Raw genomic sequence first — 18,794 nt, 5'->3', positions numbered from 1 at the left:
AACTTATTTAATTGGAAACGCTGTTATAATATCGTCCGCTGTTGTTATAACTTTGATTTTCACCCCCTCATAGTAACCTTCAACCGCATACCTAACCGGCGCACCGCTTCGGGTAAATTGCGCTCCTGCTCTACCACTTTGTTGTATCCAGGGATTATTCACAGCCACATCCGATATGGCATGCATAATTTTTTTACCACTCCAACTTGCAGGAAACATACTTTTCTTACCTGTGATCCCATTAGTAAAACTTTTTAAGCTACTAAACCATGAATGCCCACCACCAGTTGCGTCACCTGCTAAAATATGTATGGTCCGCTGCTGACTTGCCAAATTAATATATGAAGTAAATGCTGTTCGAGGAACCAGCATTCTGAATACGCCATAGGCTCCACTGAGAGCATAGGCAACATTTGTAATTTTTTCTACCCCGGCTGCGAAAGGAACGTCTTTCTGATAAGCCAATGCCGTTCTGACTCCTATATCGCCACTCTTATTTGCATAGTAATGCAATAGCCAGTCAGGTGAATTTGCAGCTAGCGCATATCTGTCATCTATGTAGCCCTTCATGTTATGCCCACCCGTTCTATAAAAGGTTTGAGCATTATTGAGATTTAACGTAGTTGTTGTTGAAGTTGTTGTTACTTGCCCATTTTCATCAATTATGACGTATTTATCGTTTATTCTAAACACATCATCACCGCTGGCCTGTATAATACCAATATCAGCCGTCCTTGTAACTTGATCAGGAACCTTCTTTACAGATACTCCGTCTAATCCTCCACCTCTACTAGCAAATCTCCTTACTGTTGTTGTTCTATTAATGTTAATTGTATCAGCTCCACTTGGATCGGAAAATGCAATCGGATTACCGCCAAAAACTTCATAGGGGCTATTCTTATAAATTGGATCAATGTTCCACCTCCTCCCCAATCTACTATCGTATTCCCAGAATTGTGAAGAATAACTACTACCCAATCCTTTAACATCATTGTTCATTTCCTGCCCATTAAACCCAAACCTATACCCACCCGCATTATAACTCCTTCCTGGCTGCAACATGCCAAACGGATAATAATCCTGTGCACTTACAACCTGGGGATTGAAATAATCAACGATGCTGTTATCAGCTGAAACCCCCAGCTTTTTATCATTCACAGTCACCAGTACGTTCCCCAAATGATTACTTAGTTCAAAGAGCTTGTCTCCTCGTACAAAGGTAAGACTATCACCCGTACCTAATAACGGCATGGTTATTTTCGATGGATCAGCGCCAGGATCCGGCTGATAACCCATATCCAATTTACGTCTCAACAAGCCTATCCGGCTGCTTCCATACAAATGCAACTCCGATTGCGTCAGATGGCCATTGTTCACTGCTGGTTTACCTGCCTCATACACACTCATCACATTACCCTGCGCATCTCTTACATACCAGGTCCGTGCCGTATCAGTTGATCCGGTTTTCACCACGGTTTTACCAATCCGGTTTCCACCGGCATCATAGACATATCTAATATCAACACTATCTCCTTTGACAATGCGGCTTATTTTTCCATACACTGTCCAACTGATACTGGTGATCCCTTCCGCATTATCTTTAACCAGGTTCCCAATAGAATCATACGCGTAGTTTGCGGCAGTCTGCGCATCAATATCAACATCGTAGTTACCAGCAGGCACTGTATCGTATACGTAGTCCAGTTGATTGGTGCCTGGTTTATAGCTGTAAGTCAGCTTATCCATATCCAACGGCTTGCCGCCAGCTGTATTCCCATTCCGCTTATAACTTAATATATTTCCATTGGCATCGTAGCTCACCCGCTCCTGGAAGTCGCCCTGATGCGTTAGATCACCCCATGTATTTCCTGTCATTTTCCAGGCATCCATAGCTACGATCCTGTTAAGCTGATCGTACTGGTAGTTGTACAATTGCGGATTACCCAGCTTCTCAATATTCACCGCCATACTGCTGATGTTTCCATTGTACAGCGGTCGATAAGCTTGCTCACTTATTAATCTAGTGGTCAGTGCAGCATCGGCCGGCGTAGCGCCGCTGATGGCTTTAAAATCTCCATTATAATAATTTAGCATTACATTGTAAGCGGTTCTTCCAACCACACTGCCTGTACTGCCATCGGGCTTTAAGGTGTATCCCGCGCCAACATACACATCCGGATTGATCGACTTTAACCAGCCCTGCAGGTTATACGCATAGTTTATACCCTGCACCTGTTGTTCGCCCAAGACGGTTCGGGCCAGCGGTCCATGATCATAATACTGATAGAAGGCATCATTATCCCAATTGATACTATCTGTACTCGTAAGCACATTCGTTATACGATTCTCGGCATCGTACAAGTATTTATGATAAAATGCATCCGGCTGGCCAGGCTGATAACTTACCTGGTTCACTTTACCACTTACCAAATCGTAGTCATAAGCAATCTTCTTTACTCCAATGTTGTTATCATATAGTATGCCCTGCTTATAATACTGCAACAAGGTATCTACATTACCCAGGATATCATACGTGTAAAAGCTGGCGGCAGCGAAATTGAAACTGCCCAGTTCACTAGCTTTATTGTACAAGGCAGTCCATGACACCCGGTTGCGCAGGTTCCTCGTCTTCAACACAGGGTCCACACCCGGATATTCAATATCATAGGTAGTTTTAGTGATCTGTTCTGCCGTAGGCGCTGCATTTGTCAACCAGCTTTCCAACCCTGCCTGGTTTCTGCTCGTGGCATCCGCCATGACCGTACTACTGGTTAACTGCCCAACTTCTGTGATCCGGCCTATTAGATCATACTTCGTATAACTGTATTGTGCACTGTCTTCCTGCTTCGCATTGTGCGACACTGCTAATCGTCCCAACCGGTCGTACCAGAAGGCGCTCGTTCCTCCATCGGGTGAATGCTGCGCCACCACCTGGTTCAGGGTATTATACCGGTAATCGGTGTATAACGTATGTCCTGGCAGCTTCTCTGTACCCGCAGCCCGTGCTGCCTTTACCTGTTCCAATTCTATAGAATCAGTGATTGGATTTACACCCGCGGGTGATACCGTACGGATCAAATTGCCCGCCTGATCATAATAATACAATGTGTAATGATATTCATTCTTCGTGTAGGTAACCGTAAACGACTCATACCGGTAAGCCTGCAAACATTTTTCAATATAGTTCCGCTCAAAGGCACCCGTTAGTGAATCGGTATATACTTTATGCAACTCTGTTCCTTTAGTGATCGCAAAGAACGTACTGTCAGAACAGGCGCCTATGTATTCATCACGGAAGGGCGGCAGTACAGGCTGTGATTTACCACACAACCTTGGCCCTTCATAATATTCATAACAATTGCCACTACCGGGGCAGGTCAGGCTTGAATCTTTTGCCATCACCGCCATTGGCGTTAGACTGATTTCGGTGTTCGCAGGTGTTACAAACTCACTGGCCACCGGCGCCCAGTTGATCCGGCCCATAACCGGATCAGCAGTACCCAACTGAACCGTATTATCATAACAACCAAAATTCGGTTTTATCACCAGCATCACCATCTGGCCATTATTATCACCCACTGCCGCAAAGCTGCTGTCATTTTTCTGGATGATCCGGCCAACGGTTTGCGTACCGGGTAATGCTGTTTCAGCTGACCATAATAAAGTTCCCGCTGCATCCATCCGCTGCCAGATTATATGCTGGCTGTTGTTGCCTGTTTGTGCTATCATGTAACCTCCATCGGTAGTTGGGAACACGGCCGAGGTCACCATCCTATTACTACCCGCTGGTACATTGAACCGTTTATAAGATATTACTTCACCGCTTTTTGCCAGGTTCACTACTGACACCTGCTGGTTGACTGTTCCAAGCTTTTCGGCATTATTGGCCATCAACAAGTAGCCATTGGCTGTAGCATAAATATCCCTGAACCAAAGGCTCTTCGTTTCACTGGTGCTATCGGCATAATGCCAGGAACATAGCAGGCTGCCATTCTTCTTATCGATGCGGTGCACCACGCCAAAATAGCGATCACTTACATTGCGGTCATAAGCTGCGCCGGTCACCAGCAACGTATCGGCATCCTGCAACAGGCCGTAAGACGGAGAACCATCATAGTCCACCGTATCGGCGCCGGGGTTATAACAGGCATAACTATTATTCTGCAACCGGCTGGTGCCAAAACGGTGTGTCCAGTTTATGGTTCCATTGCTTTGCAGACTGGTCAGTACAAGTTCTCCAAAACCAGTATGCTGGTTATATAAGCCCAGTGCAGCGTAGTCACCGTCGGTAGTCTCAATAATATCATAACCACGCTCACCCAAAGGTGTTCCAAAACCAATCGCTTTTTCCCAAAGGACCGCACCACTCGCATCGGTCTTAACCACCAGTATGGCGCCGCTTGCATAATGACCCGATTTGGTTGTACCAATAGAGATGTACCCATTATCAGCGGTGCGCCGTACCCGTTTAAAGTAATCGTCGCTACTGCCTTCATATTGTCTTGACCATTGAATGGCGCCCACACTGTCGGTTTTTATCAATACCGCATTGGAACCTGTTTTACCAGCCATGATATAACCATGATCCGGCGTTGCCTGCACATCTTCCAGTTTACCCGAAGCGGCCGCCAGGAAGAACCCACCGATCCGCTGATCTACACACTCGGTAACATTGCGGATCGTGCCGGCTGAGTCGGCGCACTGCTTCAAAAACTGCAGGTACTCCCAGCTTTGGAGGGAATAACCCAACCGGTTATTCATATAGTTCTGGAAAAGCGTATTGCGTTTGATCTGTAACGTATCATCTGCTTCTGCGATACGCGGCGTATCGTTGGGATACTCTTGTTTAAAACTTTGATACAGGCCCTGTACCACCGTGCAGGAGCTACATGACTCTCCTGTATTACATTGCAGCGCCGGTGGCAGGTAAATGGGCGTTTTCAGGAATGTACACGCTATACCTGCTTCCGTAGGAGTACTAAGGGTGTTACATACATTGCGTAAGATCTCAAGATCACTGTCGGTCATCGTCACCCCTTGCGTTCTTTTCATATAAGCCGAAAAACTGCCATCGCCACTGCCCCGTCTTTTGCCTACCGTGTAACGGATATAATGATCATTGATCAGTTTACACTCACAGTCCCCAGGTTTGGTAAAAACCGGTTTGTTATAATATGCCGGTTGTTTGTCATAGGGAGCAGGCATCGTGATCAACTCGGCATTACAATCTACATTATTGGTTATGCCATGGGTACTGTTATAATTGTCTATGATCTCTTTAAAGCTGTGATAACCCTGGTAATCTCTTCCGGCAGGCAACGTACTGGCGCCAAATAAATGCTCCAGATCACAAGCCGTGCGGCACAGCCCCTTCAACAAGGGTAGGATCGTATTTAACGCACCCTCATTGTAACAATGCGACAATTGCGCGCGCCACTGCTCTACCAGCGCCGTGCAGTTCTCATCGTACATTCTATTCAGCTCCTGCTGGCCGCCGGCTTTAGCCTCGTTCACCTTATCAGGATCATTCATATAATCAAGCCCTTCATCGCTGGCTGCCTGTTTGGTATCTTCTGTAAACTGCGGCTGATGCCCTTTATCGATGAGCTCCTTACGCGTCGGGATCTTATTATTAAACGCCTGGTTGAGCGGTGTACAGCCCGTTGGATTGTTCACCAGCTTGTTGATGATGTCCTGTTTCGCCGCCAGGTACAACTGTCGGAAGGTTTGCCACGCCTGGTCCAGATCGCCATCGCACCAGGAAGGATCAAAATTGCGCGACTGATTGCCATTATTGTGGTAATAACTTACGCAGGCTGTATTACCTGAATCACACTTCACGATCGCATTGGCCATGCTCCACATATTCACCATCGGGCCGTTTTTCAACTGCAGGTATTGATTCAGTCTGGTCTCCAGCTCCGCCTTTTTATCCGGACGTAAACTGATAAATGGATCCAGATTGCTGGCCTTGATCGGATACTTACCACTTAAGCTTTGTATGCCCGTAGGGTTCAGGTAACCCGAGTCAATGGCATCATGGTAGTTATCTACCTTCTCCATCCGGCGGTCCCACACATTGCTGGCCTTTAATGATTCCAGCACCTTCAGCTTGCAATACTCCGGGTGATAGGGCAACAAAGCTTCCGCCCAACTTGTGCGGAAGTTTTGCGTAAACTCCAGCTTCGTCAGCGCGTTCGGTTCTACCATCAGGTTGGTTTGCAGGTTGTAGACCTTGTCAGGTTGACCGTTGGCATCACGGTACACCACACCTTCCAGCTTAAATACCGGATCATAGGTAAATTCTTTCTTGGGATCTATATAAAAGATCGAATAAATATCTTCGCCGTTCTCTTTGGTCGTATCTGCATACTGGCCGTAAGGCGGCGTCAGGTCCTGCAACATCGCGGCGCGAACATCATTATCGGTGGAGGAACTATCGCCACAAAGTTCATTACAGGCTTCAATGGCGCTTTTATAAGCCAGCGCTATTTGCGTTTCATAACCTGCCACGTCTTGCGGCGCTATACCGGTTTGCGTGATAAATTTAGTGCGGTACTGCTCCAGCGTACCTACACTGGCCCGGCAGCCATCACAGGTGGGCTCGCAGTTAGCATTCTGCTCCGCAATCAATTTGCGTTGCTCCGTAATAAAATCCTGCAGTGACCGGCACGTATTGTTGGGCATGTACAGGCTATCGCGATAATAATTAAAGGCATTGCGGTTCACCGTAAGCCGTTTGGTTATCTGGTAGCTGCCTGCAGGCAAATACAAAGTAAAGTTCAGATTTACCGGTGAAGGGCTGCTGCAGTCAGGCGTAATAGCACCAAGGGAAAAATTATGCAGCACCGTATCAAAGGCTTTTTTACCAGGCAACAACTGGTTATTACAATTGTCGGTGATCGTTACCTGCAGGTCGTACAAGCAGGTATAGCAAATATTTTGCGTATCGCAGTTCTGCTCTATTAAAGAGGCAGGGTCGAGTTTATATTTAAAGGTGTGCTCCCCCGGTTTGGATACTACCAGCGATTTCTGGCTCAGCAGGTCCCAGTTCTGAATGAACCTTCCGGCAGAATCAACGAGGTTCTCCGTCACCTGGCGGCTGCCGTTCGACGCCAATGGCGCCAGGTTTGTTGGGGCTTCACCAGCCAGGCCGGTGGCAATGGTGCGGCCATGCATATCAACATAGCTGATGCTGAACTGCCCATTGGCATCCCGCACCATATTCTTAAAGTAGTGCGAGGCATCCCCTACGTCCGTACCAAACAGGCCATCCAGTTCTTTTTGATCGGGCGTGCCATAAAAATATTTTGTCTCATGACCGCTGCCCAGTTGGTGGTCAGGCCCTACTCCACTTTGCCGGCTGATGCGGCCGGTATTATCGGGGGTATATTCCGTTTCGGTAAAAGGATAGCCCTGCGCATCGGGAATGAACTGGTTCATCCCGATCGTTTTCTTTGGGTTGTTGGGGGAATAATACTGGCTGGCGCCTGAACCGGGCCCCATCGCCTCTGCATGCGTGTTACAATACAGATCAGGGCTGATCAGCGTATCATAATTACTTTGGCTGTACTCCGCGTTATTGATGCTTACATTGAAACCGGCAGCATACCGGATCACATTGCTCAATGAAGGGGAAGGCATCACCTGGATGGCCGGCCGGCCCTGGTAATCATAAAAAGTCTCTGCGACAATTACATTGTTATTGGTATTGTCTTTCGTCACGGTCTGTCGGCCACGAAGGCCCCCGTCAAAATACTGCACCACCACTTTTCTTTTGCCTTCTTCGGCAAAACTGACGCTTGATTGCCAGTTCAGCATTCGTTCATGACCGTTAAATGTATACTGTCCCATTACCGATGGCGATGCTTCCGAGCTCCAGAGGGCAGCCAGGACAGCATTCGCTTTACCGATCTGCACCGGTCGCACCCTTATAAATAATGTTCCGTTGTTTTCATACATCAATGGAATGTTATACGAGTTACCGGTCGTGCTAACGCGGGTGGCATTATGATAAAAGATCAATGCCGGGTCAGGCACACCATTGGTGTTGTACCGGCCCAGCGCCAGCGCTGAAGCATCGATGTAGGTCCATTCCAGGTCATATTGATCGGCGCCTCTTACAGCCGTCCAGCTTACCGGCAGTTCATCGGCCGTATCAGCCACGGGTGTTACTGTAATATTGGTTACCGTATTCGTGCAGGAGAAAACATATTTAGGTTTGGCGGTCAGCTGGTTCTCGATCATCAGTGCCGATGATACATTCCAGGTAGCGCCATTGGAGTCTATCGACAACACTTTTACCGTCACTCGGCGGCCGCCATAAAACACAAAACTGTTGCGGGCATTGTAACTGTTGGCCGAATCGTAGTTGATGGTAAATGGCCTGTCGATCGAATCTATAGCAGACCCATTGCTATAAATGATCCGCAGGTGTGCGGTAACGGTGAACGCTGTTCGCAGGTATATTTTCGCGGCTTCATTTATTTTAAACGTGATCACATTCTGAACCGAATAACCGGTATCAACTCCAATGGCAGCAGCATTGAAGAACGCGGAATCTTCTACGGTACGTGAAGAATCTGCATGCACCTGGTTTTTACTACCATCCAGAACAGTTCGCGCCACCACGCCTCCGCCATCACCGGCACGGGCTACAGCTATACTACAAATAAAGCCGATCAGTAGTAAATAACGATAAAGGAAATGGGTCTGCATGTTAATCTTATTTTATACCTTTCTCAGTGTTACAATGCCTGAAAAAGCTTCTATATGGTTAAGGTCTCTGGTTAAGCTTACAATTTTGGAGATGCCAGGAATAGCTGGTAATCCTTGTACTTTTCCGATGGCTCATACGTTCCCTGGCCCAGCCGGGTGAAGTACTGGTCTTCGCTGAACAGTTTATCGGTGAACTGCCCCTGCCGGTAACCAGTAAACAAGATCTCTATACGACCTTCCGCCTGATAAGATCCATTGTTACCTGGCTGCTTCAACTGATCTTTCTCCACGAAACCTTCGGTATATAATTCATACACTATTTTTTGAAAATAACCCGTTGCTTCATTCACCGACATAGTTATGTTCTTATAGGTTTGCCCGGGTGGAAAATTGATTTGCAACGTAGCAATGCCTTTGTCACGGGTGATCTGCGTACGTATTCCATCCAGACGGGCCAGCACCGTATCGAGCATAGCCACCGGATCGGGCAATTGGGCCGGCCGGGGCATAGAGAGATAGATCAGCTTTTGATCCTTTATTACCTGTATCGTATACTTATCGTTGGTGACCGTTTCTATATCCTCGATCAAATACCGCATGCGGTTCTTATCCATTGCCACTTCGCCCGACATCGTGTCGATATAATTTTCAGGCTGGTTCTGATTCGCATACCGGTAATGCACATGAAAGCTTAGGTACGACGCCGACCTGTATGCCTGCTGCACCCGCTGCATAAACTGTTTCACTGCACCTGTAGAATCTGCGGCCGTAGCTGAAACCTGGATCAGCAAACACCCTGTGAGCATACACAATATGATCTTTCTCATACAATGATTTTATACTTTATTACAGGCCTGCCAGGCTGGTAGCCTGACAGCTTAATTATTCATTTTTAATTATTGTGGTTCTTTTAACAGCGCACTCCTGCTTTCCTTAATCGTTTGCACGCCGCGTTCGGTTTCCTTCTTTACCCGCACCAACGTGCCATCATCATCGTATTCATAGAAAGTAGCATAGTTGTTCTCATCCAGCTCCGCCATTAAGCGCAGGTTCACCGCATTGTATACAAACGATTTCATTTGTGCATTGAAAGGATGAATGCGGATGTCGTCGAAATACGTAGTGGCAGAATCCGAGGCCTGCAATGTCAGCGTCATTTTTGTGGCATTGGCAGGAATATCTACCACTGCTTCATATCGCTGCCATCCCTCAACCAGGTTGCCCGATGGACTTAACTGAACGGTATTCACGGTTCCGCCTACCGTAAAGCCAACCAGAATATGATTGCGGGTGTAGCTTTTACACTGGCAACTGTTCTCTTCTTTTACCCATCCCCCCACGATCACCTTTTTACCGGCTATCGGTGCAAAGTTTGGCAGCACGGTGCTCCTTGAGGCCTGCATACCCTTGAGCTGGTTACCACAGGGGCCTGATTTCAGTGCTGATGACAACGTGGTGACAACGCCATCAGCAGCAGGCAGTATATCGGTGGTAATACTTGTGAGGCTGTCTCTGTCTACCTTCAAACTATACAAACCTGAATGCGATTGTACTTTGGTGAAATCGTCCTGGTGCGATGACCAGTCGAAGGATCTAGCCACCGGACAGGCATTGTCACAGTTGTTTGTTTCAAAGCCATAATCTTCAAAGCCTTCATAAGCGCCTTCCTGGAAATGGCTGTTCTGCAGCACTGCTACGGGCAGCGTTAAACCATAGCCATAGATACCTGCATTATAGCGGCCGAGCGGATCTTTATTTTCGAGCTCAAAACCTTTTCGGTTAAACAAGGTGGTTTGTGCGTTCCATACCCATCGGGTAGTATCATAAGTGGGCACCCAGTTTTTACCCTGTAAGATCCAGAATGGTGCGAAATCCTTTATAACCCCATTTTTACGAGTATTGATGGGTTGCAGGGGATCAGATTCTATACGACGGCCATAATATACATAACTGCGCAACGCACGATAATTACCCAGGATGCCATATTGATAAGGGTTTACCGTAGTATCAGTAACAGCACTATAACATAAGCTGCTGCTGATATCAGTACATTCCAGGGTAGAATTATAGCGCAGCACAGCGCCCATGGTATCGGGGAATGGCGGATATACTACGTAGGTCACCTCCATCACCGGCCATTTCGCCGGATCGGCATATCGCTGCGAATAAATGGTTGAATAATAATTTCCATAACCGCTTTGCATGTAACCGGGCGCTTCTTCATAACCTGCACCATAACCTGAAACATTTGTATGAAAATCCTTGGAGCCCTGCGCCAGGATGAACGACGCAGAAGTGTAATCTCTATTCCTGTAACCTTCCACGTATGATCTTACGTCGATCGTATCATTCTGGAATGGCACCGTTCTCCCGATCTCTCTATGCCACGGACTGGTGGTCAACTGATCGTGCAACGATTCCAGCGGCACCCGGGGAAACCACCCTGTTGCAGACAAGGACACACTCAGGGTATCAACCGGATTCACCGAGTTGGCATAGGGGAAATAAGTAGGATGATGTCCGCGCTGATCGGCCTGCAAAATGAGCCGGGCTGATAAAATGTCGGCCCTGGCGGGGATCTGGCTTACATTGTTGAAGCGCATAATGGAAATAGCATTGCGTTCAGTGCCACCCAGGTTGAGGTTGGTTTCTACCAACAACCTGTCTGACGTTGAATCGATCAGCGTAAGCGAATCCCTGAATGTTGGACAATTCTGTGTCGACAACATGCTGGCCGAAAAATCAGGCGCTATGCGAACGGTAACGGTATCCGGTTCGGGGATCACCACGTTCGGACTTTTATATATAACCCCTTCCGAAGTACATGTGCTCGTCGTTAGATCGTAGAATGACATACTGGAAGGACTGCGGCGAAGCAGGTTGATCTCAATATTTCCAATACGACAGGCATACACTTCCCCGTTAGGATCGGCAGATACGGGCCGGAAATAGCTGTTCAGGTTCTCCTTCAATATAGGACAGTTGTTTATATCAAAACCTGGCGTATTTATTTCACTCACCAACTGGCCTATGGTTTTACGCTGAAAAAAACTTCTTATAAATAACTGATTGCTCTGTATCAGATGATCGAAGAACGGTTTCATACAGGAGCAGGCTTCATTGGCAAACCGCGCACTATCCCTGGATGTAGGTACACAATCTTTCAGCACATCCATTCTTCTTCTATCAGCTACTTTCCAGTATTGCGCCAGCTCACTGGCGCCGGCATTTACCACCTTTGTAGCCGTATCAAACACCAGGTGATATTTTCCATCGCCGCCCCTTACCAATGGGCTGCGCAATGATGTTACGGAACCTACGGAACCATTTATATTCCGGTGGCCTGAACGGGTTACTTTTAGTGTTATATCATTACCAGAGAAGGGTGTTCCGTTCTTATCTACAAGGAACAGTTGCTGCGGACCTCCGTTAACAGCATTGGAATCTATGACCCATAATTTATAACTATCCGGGAAGAACGCATAGGAACTGATAGAACAGCCTGTTGCATTTATAGTTTCCTTGCTGTACACCAACAATTCATCGCCGGCCGTCAGGTATAACGTATCCAAACCGTTCAATCCGTCAGTGATCTTACCATTCTTTACTTCCAGGTGTTCAAGAATAGCACCGATATTCTGGTAGGCTGGTCCCACCCCTTTATACACCCAATGTGACGGGTAAGTGAAATTGTAAACCGGATCATTAAACTCATTTTGTGTTCTTGTCAGCAACGGATCACCCGTTTCTGCATCATACAGGATATTTTTTGTAGATATCTTACTTCCTTTATCAATGACCACTACACTGTCAACAATTCCATACCGGCGGATCACTTTTGTCATTGCCGCTGACCTGAACTGGTTAGTCTCTTTCTGGAACAGCGGGATGAGTGTTGGAATGAGCGCAGGGAATGATCCCACCGTAAAAAAGTCGCTGTTCACATTTACGTTGGCGCCGATGGAGACAGAAGTCTGGTCGCGCATATCAGCCATCAATTCCACATCCTTACCAATAGTAGCCGCCGTATCAACATTTCCGTAGGGATCGATGGTCGTAACCAGATTTTTCAATTGTTTAAACGTTACATCGCCATTTTCAACATGATAGAAATACTCTGTGTAAGTAACAGGGTTTTTAGGATCGTTTTCTGCATAGCTGGCTTCAGAACGCAGTTTTCCGTTCATATCATTCAGTTCCACTTTAAAACCCTGTGCAATGCTGAGGAAGCTTTTGGCATCTATGCGGAGGAAATTCCTGAGCAGTGGTTTATAGCGCTTCTTGGTATCATTATCAATTACCGACCAGTCCCATGTAGTGGGGAAATCATAAGTCGTATAGAATCTTGTTTCAGCATAACCATTCGCAGAGCGGGTTTTATCGGTGTGTATACCTCTTACCCGCACTTTGCTGTATCCAACTGTTGCTCCTGGAAAAAATGCTTCCCCCAATGGTTCTTCACTATACTGCGCCGCAGTAGGCGCCATGATCGAAACCCGGTCCTGGTATTCGATGGGCAGGTGGAAAGGGTTTTCCTCTGCGCCGATAACCGGTTCCCAGGCAGCCACGCCACTGCTTACGCGCGTTTCTTTTCCATTTATGGTTTGCGTTGTTGTATAATCATAGTTTTGTCCGTATATGGTTTCCTTTTTCCGCGTCATGGCGTTCCAGTGATCATAGATCAGAATGGTTTTTACCCGTAAACCGCCACCTAACTTTTTGCCGGTTGCATAATTCAACCGAACATATGAACGGGCCGGAACAGTATGAGCAGCCTGGTTCCTGAACCGTGCCGATTTGGTATAGCCGAGCAGCATATTCGACAGGTCGGGCAATGAAGGCACCAGCACCCGTACAGCATCCATGGGGTTAAGATCATCACCTGGCTCTGACCGGTAGTATGCTTTTGATGGCAGGTTTAACCGCAGATAGTTGATGGCAGCCTGTGCCAGCGGACTCAACGATCCGCCGCCATCACCGTCATTGTTCACACCAGCTACTTTGATCCAGATCACATTCGGATCGTTGGTAAATCCATACCAGTTGGCGGCTGCCACATCAGGTTCCGCATAACAGGGCACATACTCCGAACCGGAACCATACCCATCATTATCGGGCATCTGCACAAACAGCCTGAAGTATAGTTTGCTCATACCTTCCAGGTAGCGGGCATACAATTCTGCTTTTGTAGCTACCGGTACCGGAATCCTTACATAAGCAAATAAATGATCGTGGGTGCTTAGATCCCCCTCCACTGTATACAATCTATCGTTATACGAGCCGGAGCTGGTTTGTCCAAAGCCTGCCAGTTGCAGCATTTGTGTCGACCGCCTGTTTTGAACATACGCATAATCGTCACTTTCGTATTTCACTTTAATGCGCCCGCCGGAAGGTAATTTTATTGAATCCAGCATCCACGCAGCTGCGTTATAGGCAGCCAGGGCGCTGTCCTGTAATGCATATGGATAGTCGGCATTGGTCAGCGGATTGCCTGCAGTGGCACCCGGGTTTTGCGCCGGATCCTTATAGGTTCCCCACTTATCGCTGGCATTGCTTATGTACCGGGGATTGTTCTTGTGATAATAAAACACATACGGATTCAACTTGCCTTTCTCGTTGCCATTATAAGTGAACCATATTTTTTTCAACGTCAGTTTACCTGAATCGTTACCCTGATTATTTCCAAATTTGTTTATTCCACGGCACAACTCATAGCTGTATTCGAAATGAACTGTTTTTACAGGAGTCGCGTTGGTGCCACGGGCTAAAAAGTCAGCTTTTGAATACAGATCGATCTGTTTCAGGCAGAAAGCTTTTAAGCTTTTAGATTTCATACCGCTTTCGCTGATCGCTTGCAGGTCTTCCCTGTGCTGAAGCGTAAAAGTGGCTATCATGGTCTTTGATTCAATAGAATGCAAATACCACATTTCTTTTTTACCGCTGATATAATGCGCTTTATCATCCCGGTTATAGGTTTTCAACCCCTCGCTGTAATTGGCGCTGTCGTTATAAGGTGCGCGCCATTCAAAAGGACTTGCAATACCGGCGCTTTTGGCATAATTGAATTTCACCGCATCGCCAATGTCATCATCGCTGATACCATTACTGGTAACATCTACATAGTCGGGCGACAAAATGCCCGTCAACAGGAACGAGTGTGCATAGGCGGGCGTTTCCTGCCGGCTGTAATAGCCCGACTTACCACTGGAGTTACGCGTACTGTTTTCATCGGGAGAGAAAGTGGTCATCCCCGTCTGGTTATTCTGACGGTTGTCTTTTGTTACAGAAAAGCTTACTTCCTTCTGTTGAATATTATATACCGGTATACCGTATACATATCGCCGCCCATCGGGATTCAGCACATTTATTTCTGAGATATGGTTGCTTTTACGGAAATTATTCACGCGGTCTTCGCGTGTAATGACCTCATCAACAATAGCGGTATCAACATATGTGGGAGGATACATGTAGATTCCGGGAATAGAATCTTTATGGTCCTTGTCCCACGGGCGATTTTGCTGGTCGGGTCTTCTCCAGGCAAATGCCATATGTGCATAACCATTACCACCCAACTCTATGTATTCTACCCGAAGTTTATAGAAATGGTCCTTGACCAGGTTTATCCTTTTCGTCATCCAATCGGGGCCGGAACCTGGCTTCCAGTTATCAAACAACAAGGTATCATTCATCCATAGCCGGCATCTGTCGTCCATCCGCACGCCAAAATCATAAGTGCCCGTCACCGGAGCTTTCAGGCTGCCCAGCCAGCGAACAGTGAAATTATCATTCACGAAATTTCTGTCAATCTTGATTCGCGGATACCCGTCCTTATCAAGCCAGTAAGGCGTCCACCTTTCCCAATCGAAGTAAATAGTTGAGTTTAGTTGTGTCGGATTAAAATAGGGAGGTTTGAATTCTCTATTGGGGTAATAATAGCCGATCACACCGACGCCTTTACCCAATTTGTCACTTACAGAAACATCGTCACAATGGCGGGATCCGAATTTATTTATAGTATGATGATAGATGTATTTATCCAATCCCGAAACAGCTGCTTCCTGTGCAGTGAGGTAGGTAATCACCTGCGACCGTTTGTCGCGGGTATTGCGGGTAGCACTGGCTGCATTGATATCAATACTGCCTACCTTGGTTTTTCCGCTGTATCTGTTAAGTGTATTGGAGGCAGTTATTGACGGACTGTTCCTGCTGTCCTGTGCGAGGGCAGGCACCACTACGTCATCGCCGCCAATAGCGTCATAAAAAGCAGTTGTATTGATCGCTTTTTCTGCTGGATTACGAAAATACACCGCTTCAAACAGCTTTTTACTGCTTTTGAAATTGATCGTATTTGCTATAATATTTTCCGATTCCCAGGGTCCGGTTTGAGTATATGAATAATTGCGGTTCAAATCCACTCCACCATGAACGGCGTCGCCTAATCCGATATCAATACTCGCAGCATCGGTAGTTGTTTTTGTGCGGCTGCGGTGATCTGCAATAAATCCTATGTCGCCGCGATATGGCCGGAAGCTCCCTCCCGTACCTTCACCCGACATTGAAAACACATCATAAGTGTAAGATGGTACAGCAATGTGTGGAATAGCCGGTTTTTCGCGGTAGATCATTTCTTTTTCCCGGTTAAAATCTGTTACGGCGTCGCGGTTACCAACCAGGTTCTGGTAATTAAGGTAACCAAAGACAGGGATGGACACCGAGGTATCTGCTGGTGCTATATACTCCTGACCCCAATAGCCACTTATGAATCCTGTAGGATGGGTTCCTTTTGCCTCATATCCCACCTTAATTGTGACGCTGGTGTTTGAATTGGTCATTGGCATCGTGATGCTGGGTGAATAGGTAGGCCAGGCAAAGTCGAGACCAGCCTCGAAGCGTCTGCTTATACCATATATCCTTGGCTTTACATTCATTCCTAACTGAATGGCTTTTAAGCCAGTTCTGGAATTGTAAGGAGCAGCCAGAGATATGCCGGCTCCGGCAGTAAAATTTTCATTTTTGGTATTCAACGTATATTGGTACGACAAACTGGGCCTTATGGTAATACCTTCCTGCGAATTATCCGTCAGGGAAAGGCCCCCGCTCAGGGTACCGGTTGATTTGTTACCTACATTAATTGAGGCATTCAAAGAACGTTCAAAACCCCAGCCTTTATAGGTATTGTGAAAGATGCCAAAACTTCCGCCAACGGTTATGCCCTTACTAACGGTATCGATAACAATCTGGTTGTTTTTTGCATACGCAGAAAGACCAAACAATTCAAAATCCGCTCCTACTGTAACTCCCCAGTTCTTATTTGGCTTTATCGAAGACACTTTCTTCATGGTATCGGCCCCGCCATTGAAATCATCCGGCACACCACGCATATTACGCGTAATGGAACCAGGATTGATATTCCAGCCAAGACCTACCCAGCTGGCTTCTTCATCCATGGTAATACCACTGTGATAAGCGATATTGACCGGGTAACCGCCCACATCGAGCAACGGAATATTGTAGCTGAAATCACCGGTGAACAGGTCAACCATGTTGTTGCTGTTAACCGATGAGAACGACTGGCTCTCGGGTTGTGTGGGACCGCCGATGAATACGGCCTCCCGCCGGCCCCCTTCAGTGGAGGGGGAGTTTGCATCACTCTGACTATATTGGCCAACTTCCGAAATTCGGGGCTTGTAATCCAACTCCGGGCTCTTCATCTTCTCAAATGAAAAGGCAGGACTTCCAATACCCTTTTCACCATAACTTTTATAAGAAAAAGTTACTGTTGACGATCCTTTATAGTAAACAATCCGCTCTGCAATTGTCACCTGAACAAATGAAATACTTATCAGGAATAAGGCGATATGTTTCTGATACCTATAAGCTAAACTCAATATCATAGTACTGGGGTATATATGGTGGTGCAGTAATTATTCAAGTCTTTATATCAACGTTATGCGTTCTTTAGATAGCTGGTTATTTCGTCACAGTGAATTTTACACTCCAGCTTTCATTACGGCTGCTGGTAAACCGGAACAGGTATACCCTGCTTTCAACGATCCTTCTATTTTTCTTTATGGGCACCTGCAACTGGTTGGGGCCATATTGCACCTTCAACTCACCTTCCTGTACGACCGGGTTACCGGGCTCTTCAATACTGGTAATGGTATATTTTATTGAGGTATCGGCGGCTGCATTATTATAAGTTACCCGCAGCACGTTCCCTGCAGTGGCAATAGAGGCGTCCTGGGCGCGTTGTACTTCAACATAAGGCGCTTCTTTTACAGTGGCAACAGCCGGTTTAACAGCCGTTACCCCGAACGTCCAGATATCACTCAACGCAACCGCTTTGCCACTATTCATAGCTACTATCCGCCATGCATACACCTTGCCGGTATCCAATGACCTGGTTGATGCAGGATAATTCCAAAAAAGATCTTTCGTATATACAGAAGCGTTCAATGGCACATTCTGTTGAATAGCATCGGCTTTTCCCTGCCCCGGCAAAACCTCTACGACCACAATGGCATAACCCAGGTCATTGAACAGTCCTAACGGCGTAGGCGGCAACCACGTAAATTGCGGATATGGCGTAATCAATTTATCCTCGTTGGCAGGGGTATTCAGCAAGGGCGGGCTCAACGGATCCACGTTAACGGGAATACAATTCTCCACCCAGGTAATATTCCCTTTGTCTGCGCTCACTATTGAATAACAGGCCTGGTAACGGCCGGCCGGTAACAAACCGTTTGGGTCCATATCAACCTTCCCGGCCGTAATACTATAGGTGTATTGAACAGGGGCAACATCTTTGGCCTGTAACTGCCGGGCGCCTTTGCCCAAGGCCACGGGCGCCGATACCGCAGTGATCACCGGCTGGTTGGTCTGCGCATCCAGCAAAACCAGATTTACTTTTACCAGCATATTGAAATTACCGGCATTTACCAGCACTACATTCCATAACTGATTTTTCATGAGTACGCCTGCCGGTGGCACCTGTAATGTCATGCTTAGCTGTGCTTGTGAAGTAACCATTACCCCGGACAGCAATAAACAAAGCAGCATCCATTTTCTAGACATAA

4 protein-coding genes are annotated in these 18,794 nt (G+C 46.9%); all 4 read right to left on the bottom strand.

Annotated features, from left to right (window positions below; all coding sequences use genetic code 11):
* Nucleotides 1-3: 3 nt before the first annotated feature.
* The 4 genes from JUB15_RS17575 to JUB15_RS17560 all read right to left on the bottom strand — a co-directional run bounded on the left by JUB15_RS17575 (nt 4) and on the right by JUB15_RS17560 (nt 18,792).
* Complete coding sequence (locus JUB15_RS17575; protein ID WP_207513814.1) at nt 4-8,718, bottom strand: EndoU domain-containing protein; 8,715 nt, start codon at nt 8,716-8,718, stop codon at nt 4-6.
* Nucleotides 8,719-8,795: 77 nt separating this feature from the next.
* Nucleotides 8,796-9,545 (bottom strand): LolA3 family protein, encoded by a 750-nt coding sequence (locus JUB15_RS17570; protein ID WP_207513813.1) that lies wholly within the window; start codon nt 9,543-9,545, stop codon nt 8,796-8,798.
* Between the two features lie 69 nt (nt 9,546-9,614).
* Nucleotides 9,615-17,612 carry a PA14 domain-containing protein gene (locus JUB15_RS17565; protein WP_207513812.1) on the bottom strand — a complete coding sequence of 2,666 codons (7,998 nt, stop codon included), beginning with the start codon at nt 17,610-17,612 and terminating at the stop codon, nt 9,615-9,617.
* 76 nt (nt 17,613-17,688) lie between these two features.
* A complete protein-coding gene (locus tag JUB15_RS17560) occupies nt 17,689-18,792 on the bottom strand; it encodes a hypothetical protein (protein ID WP_207513811.1) in 1,104 nt (367 codons plus the stop codon).
* Between the last annotated feature and the right edge of the window lie 2 nt (nt 18,793-18,794).

It is taken from the genome of Longitalea luteola, assembly GCF_017356035.1.
GTDB lineage: Bacteria > Bacteroidota > Bacteroidia > Chitinophagales > Chitinophagaceae > Niastella > Niastella luteola.
The sequence above is the reverse complement of the archived record's forward strand: the minus strand, read 5'-3'. Positions and strand labels throughout refer to the sequence as shown.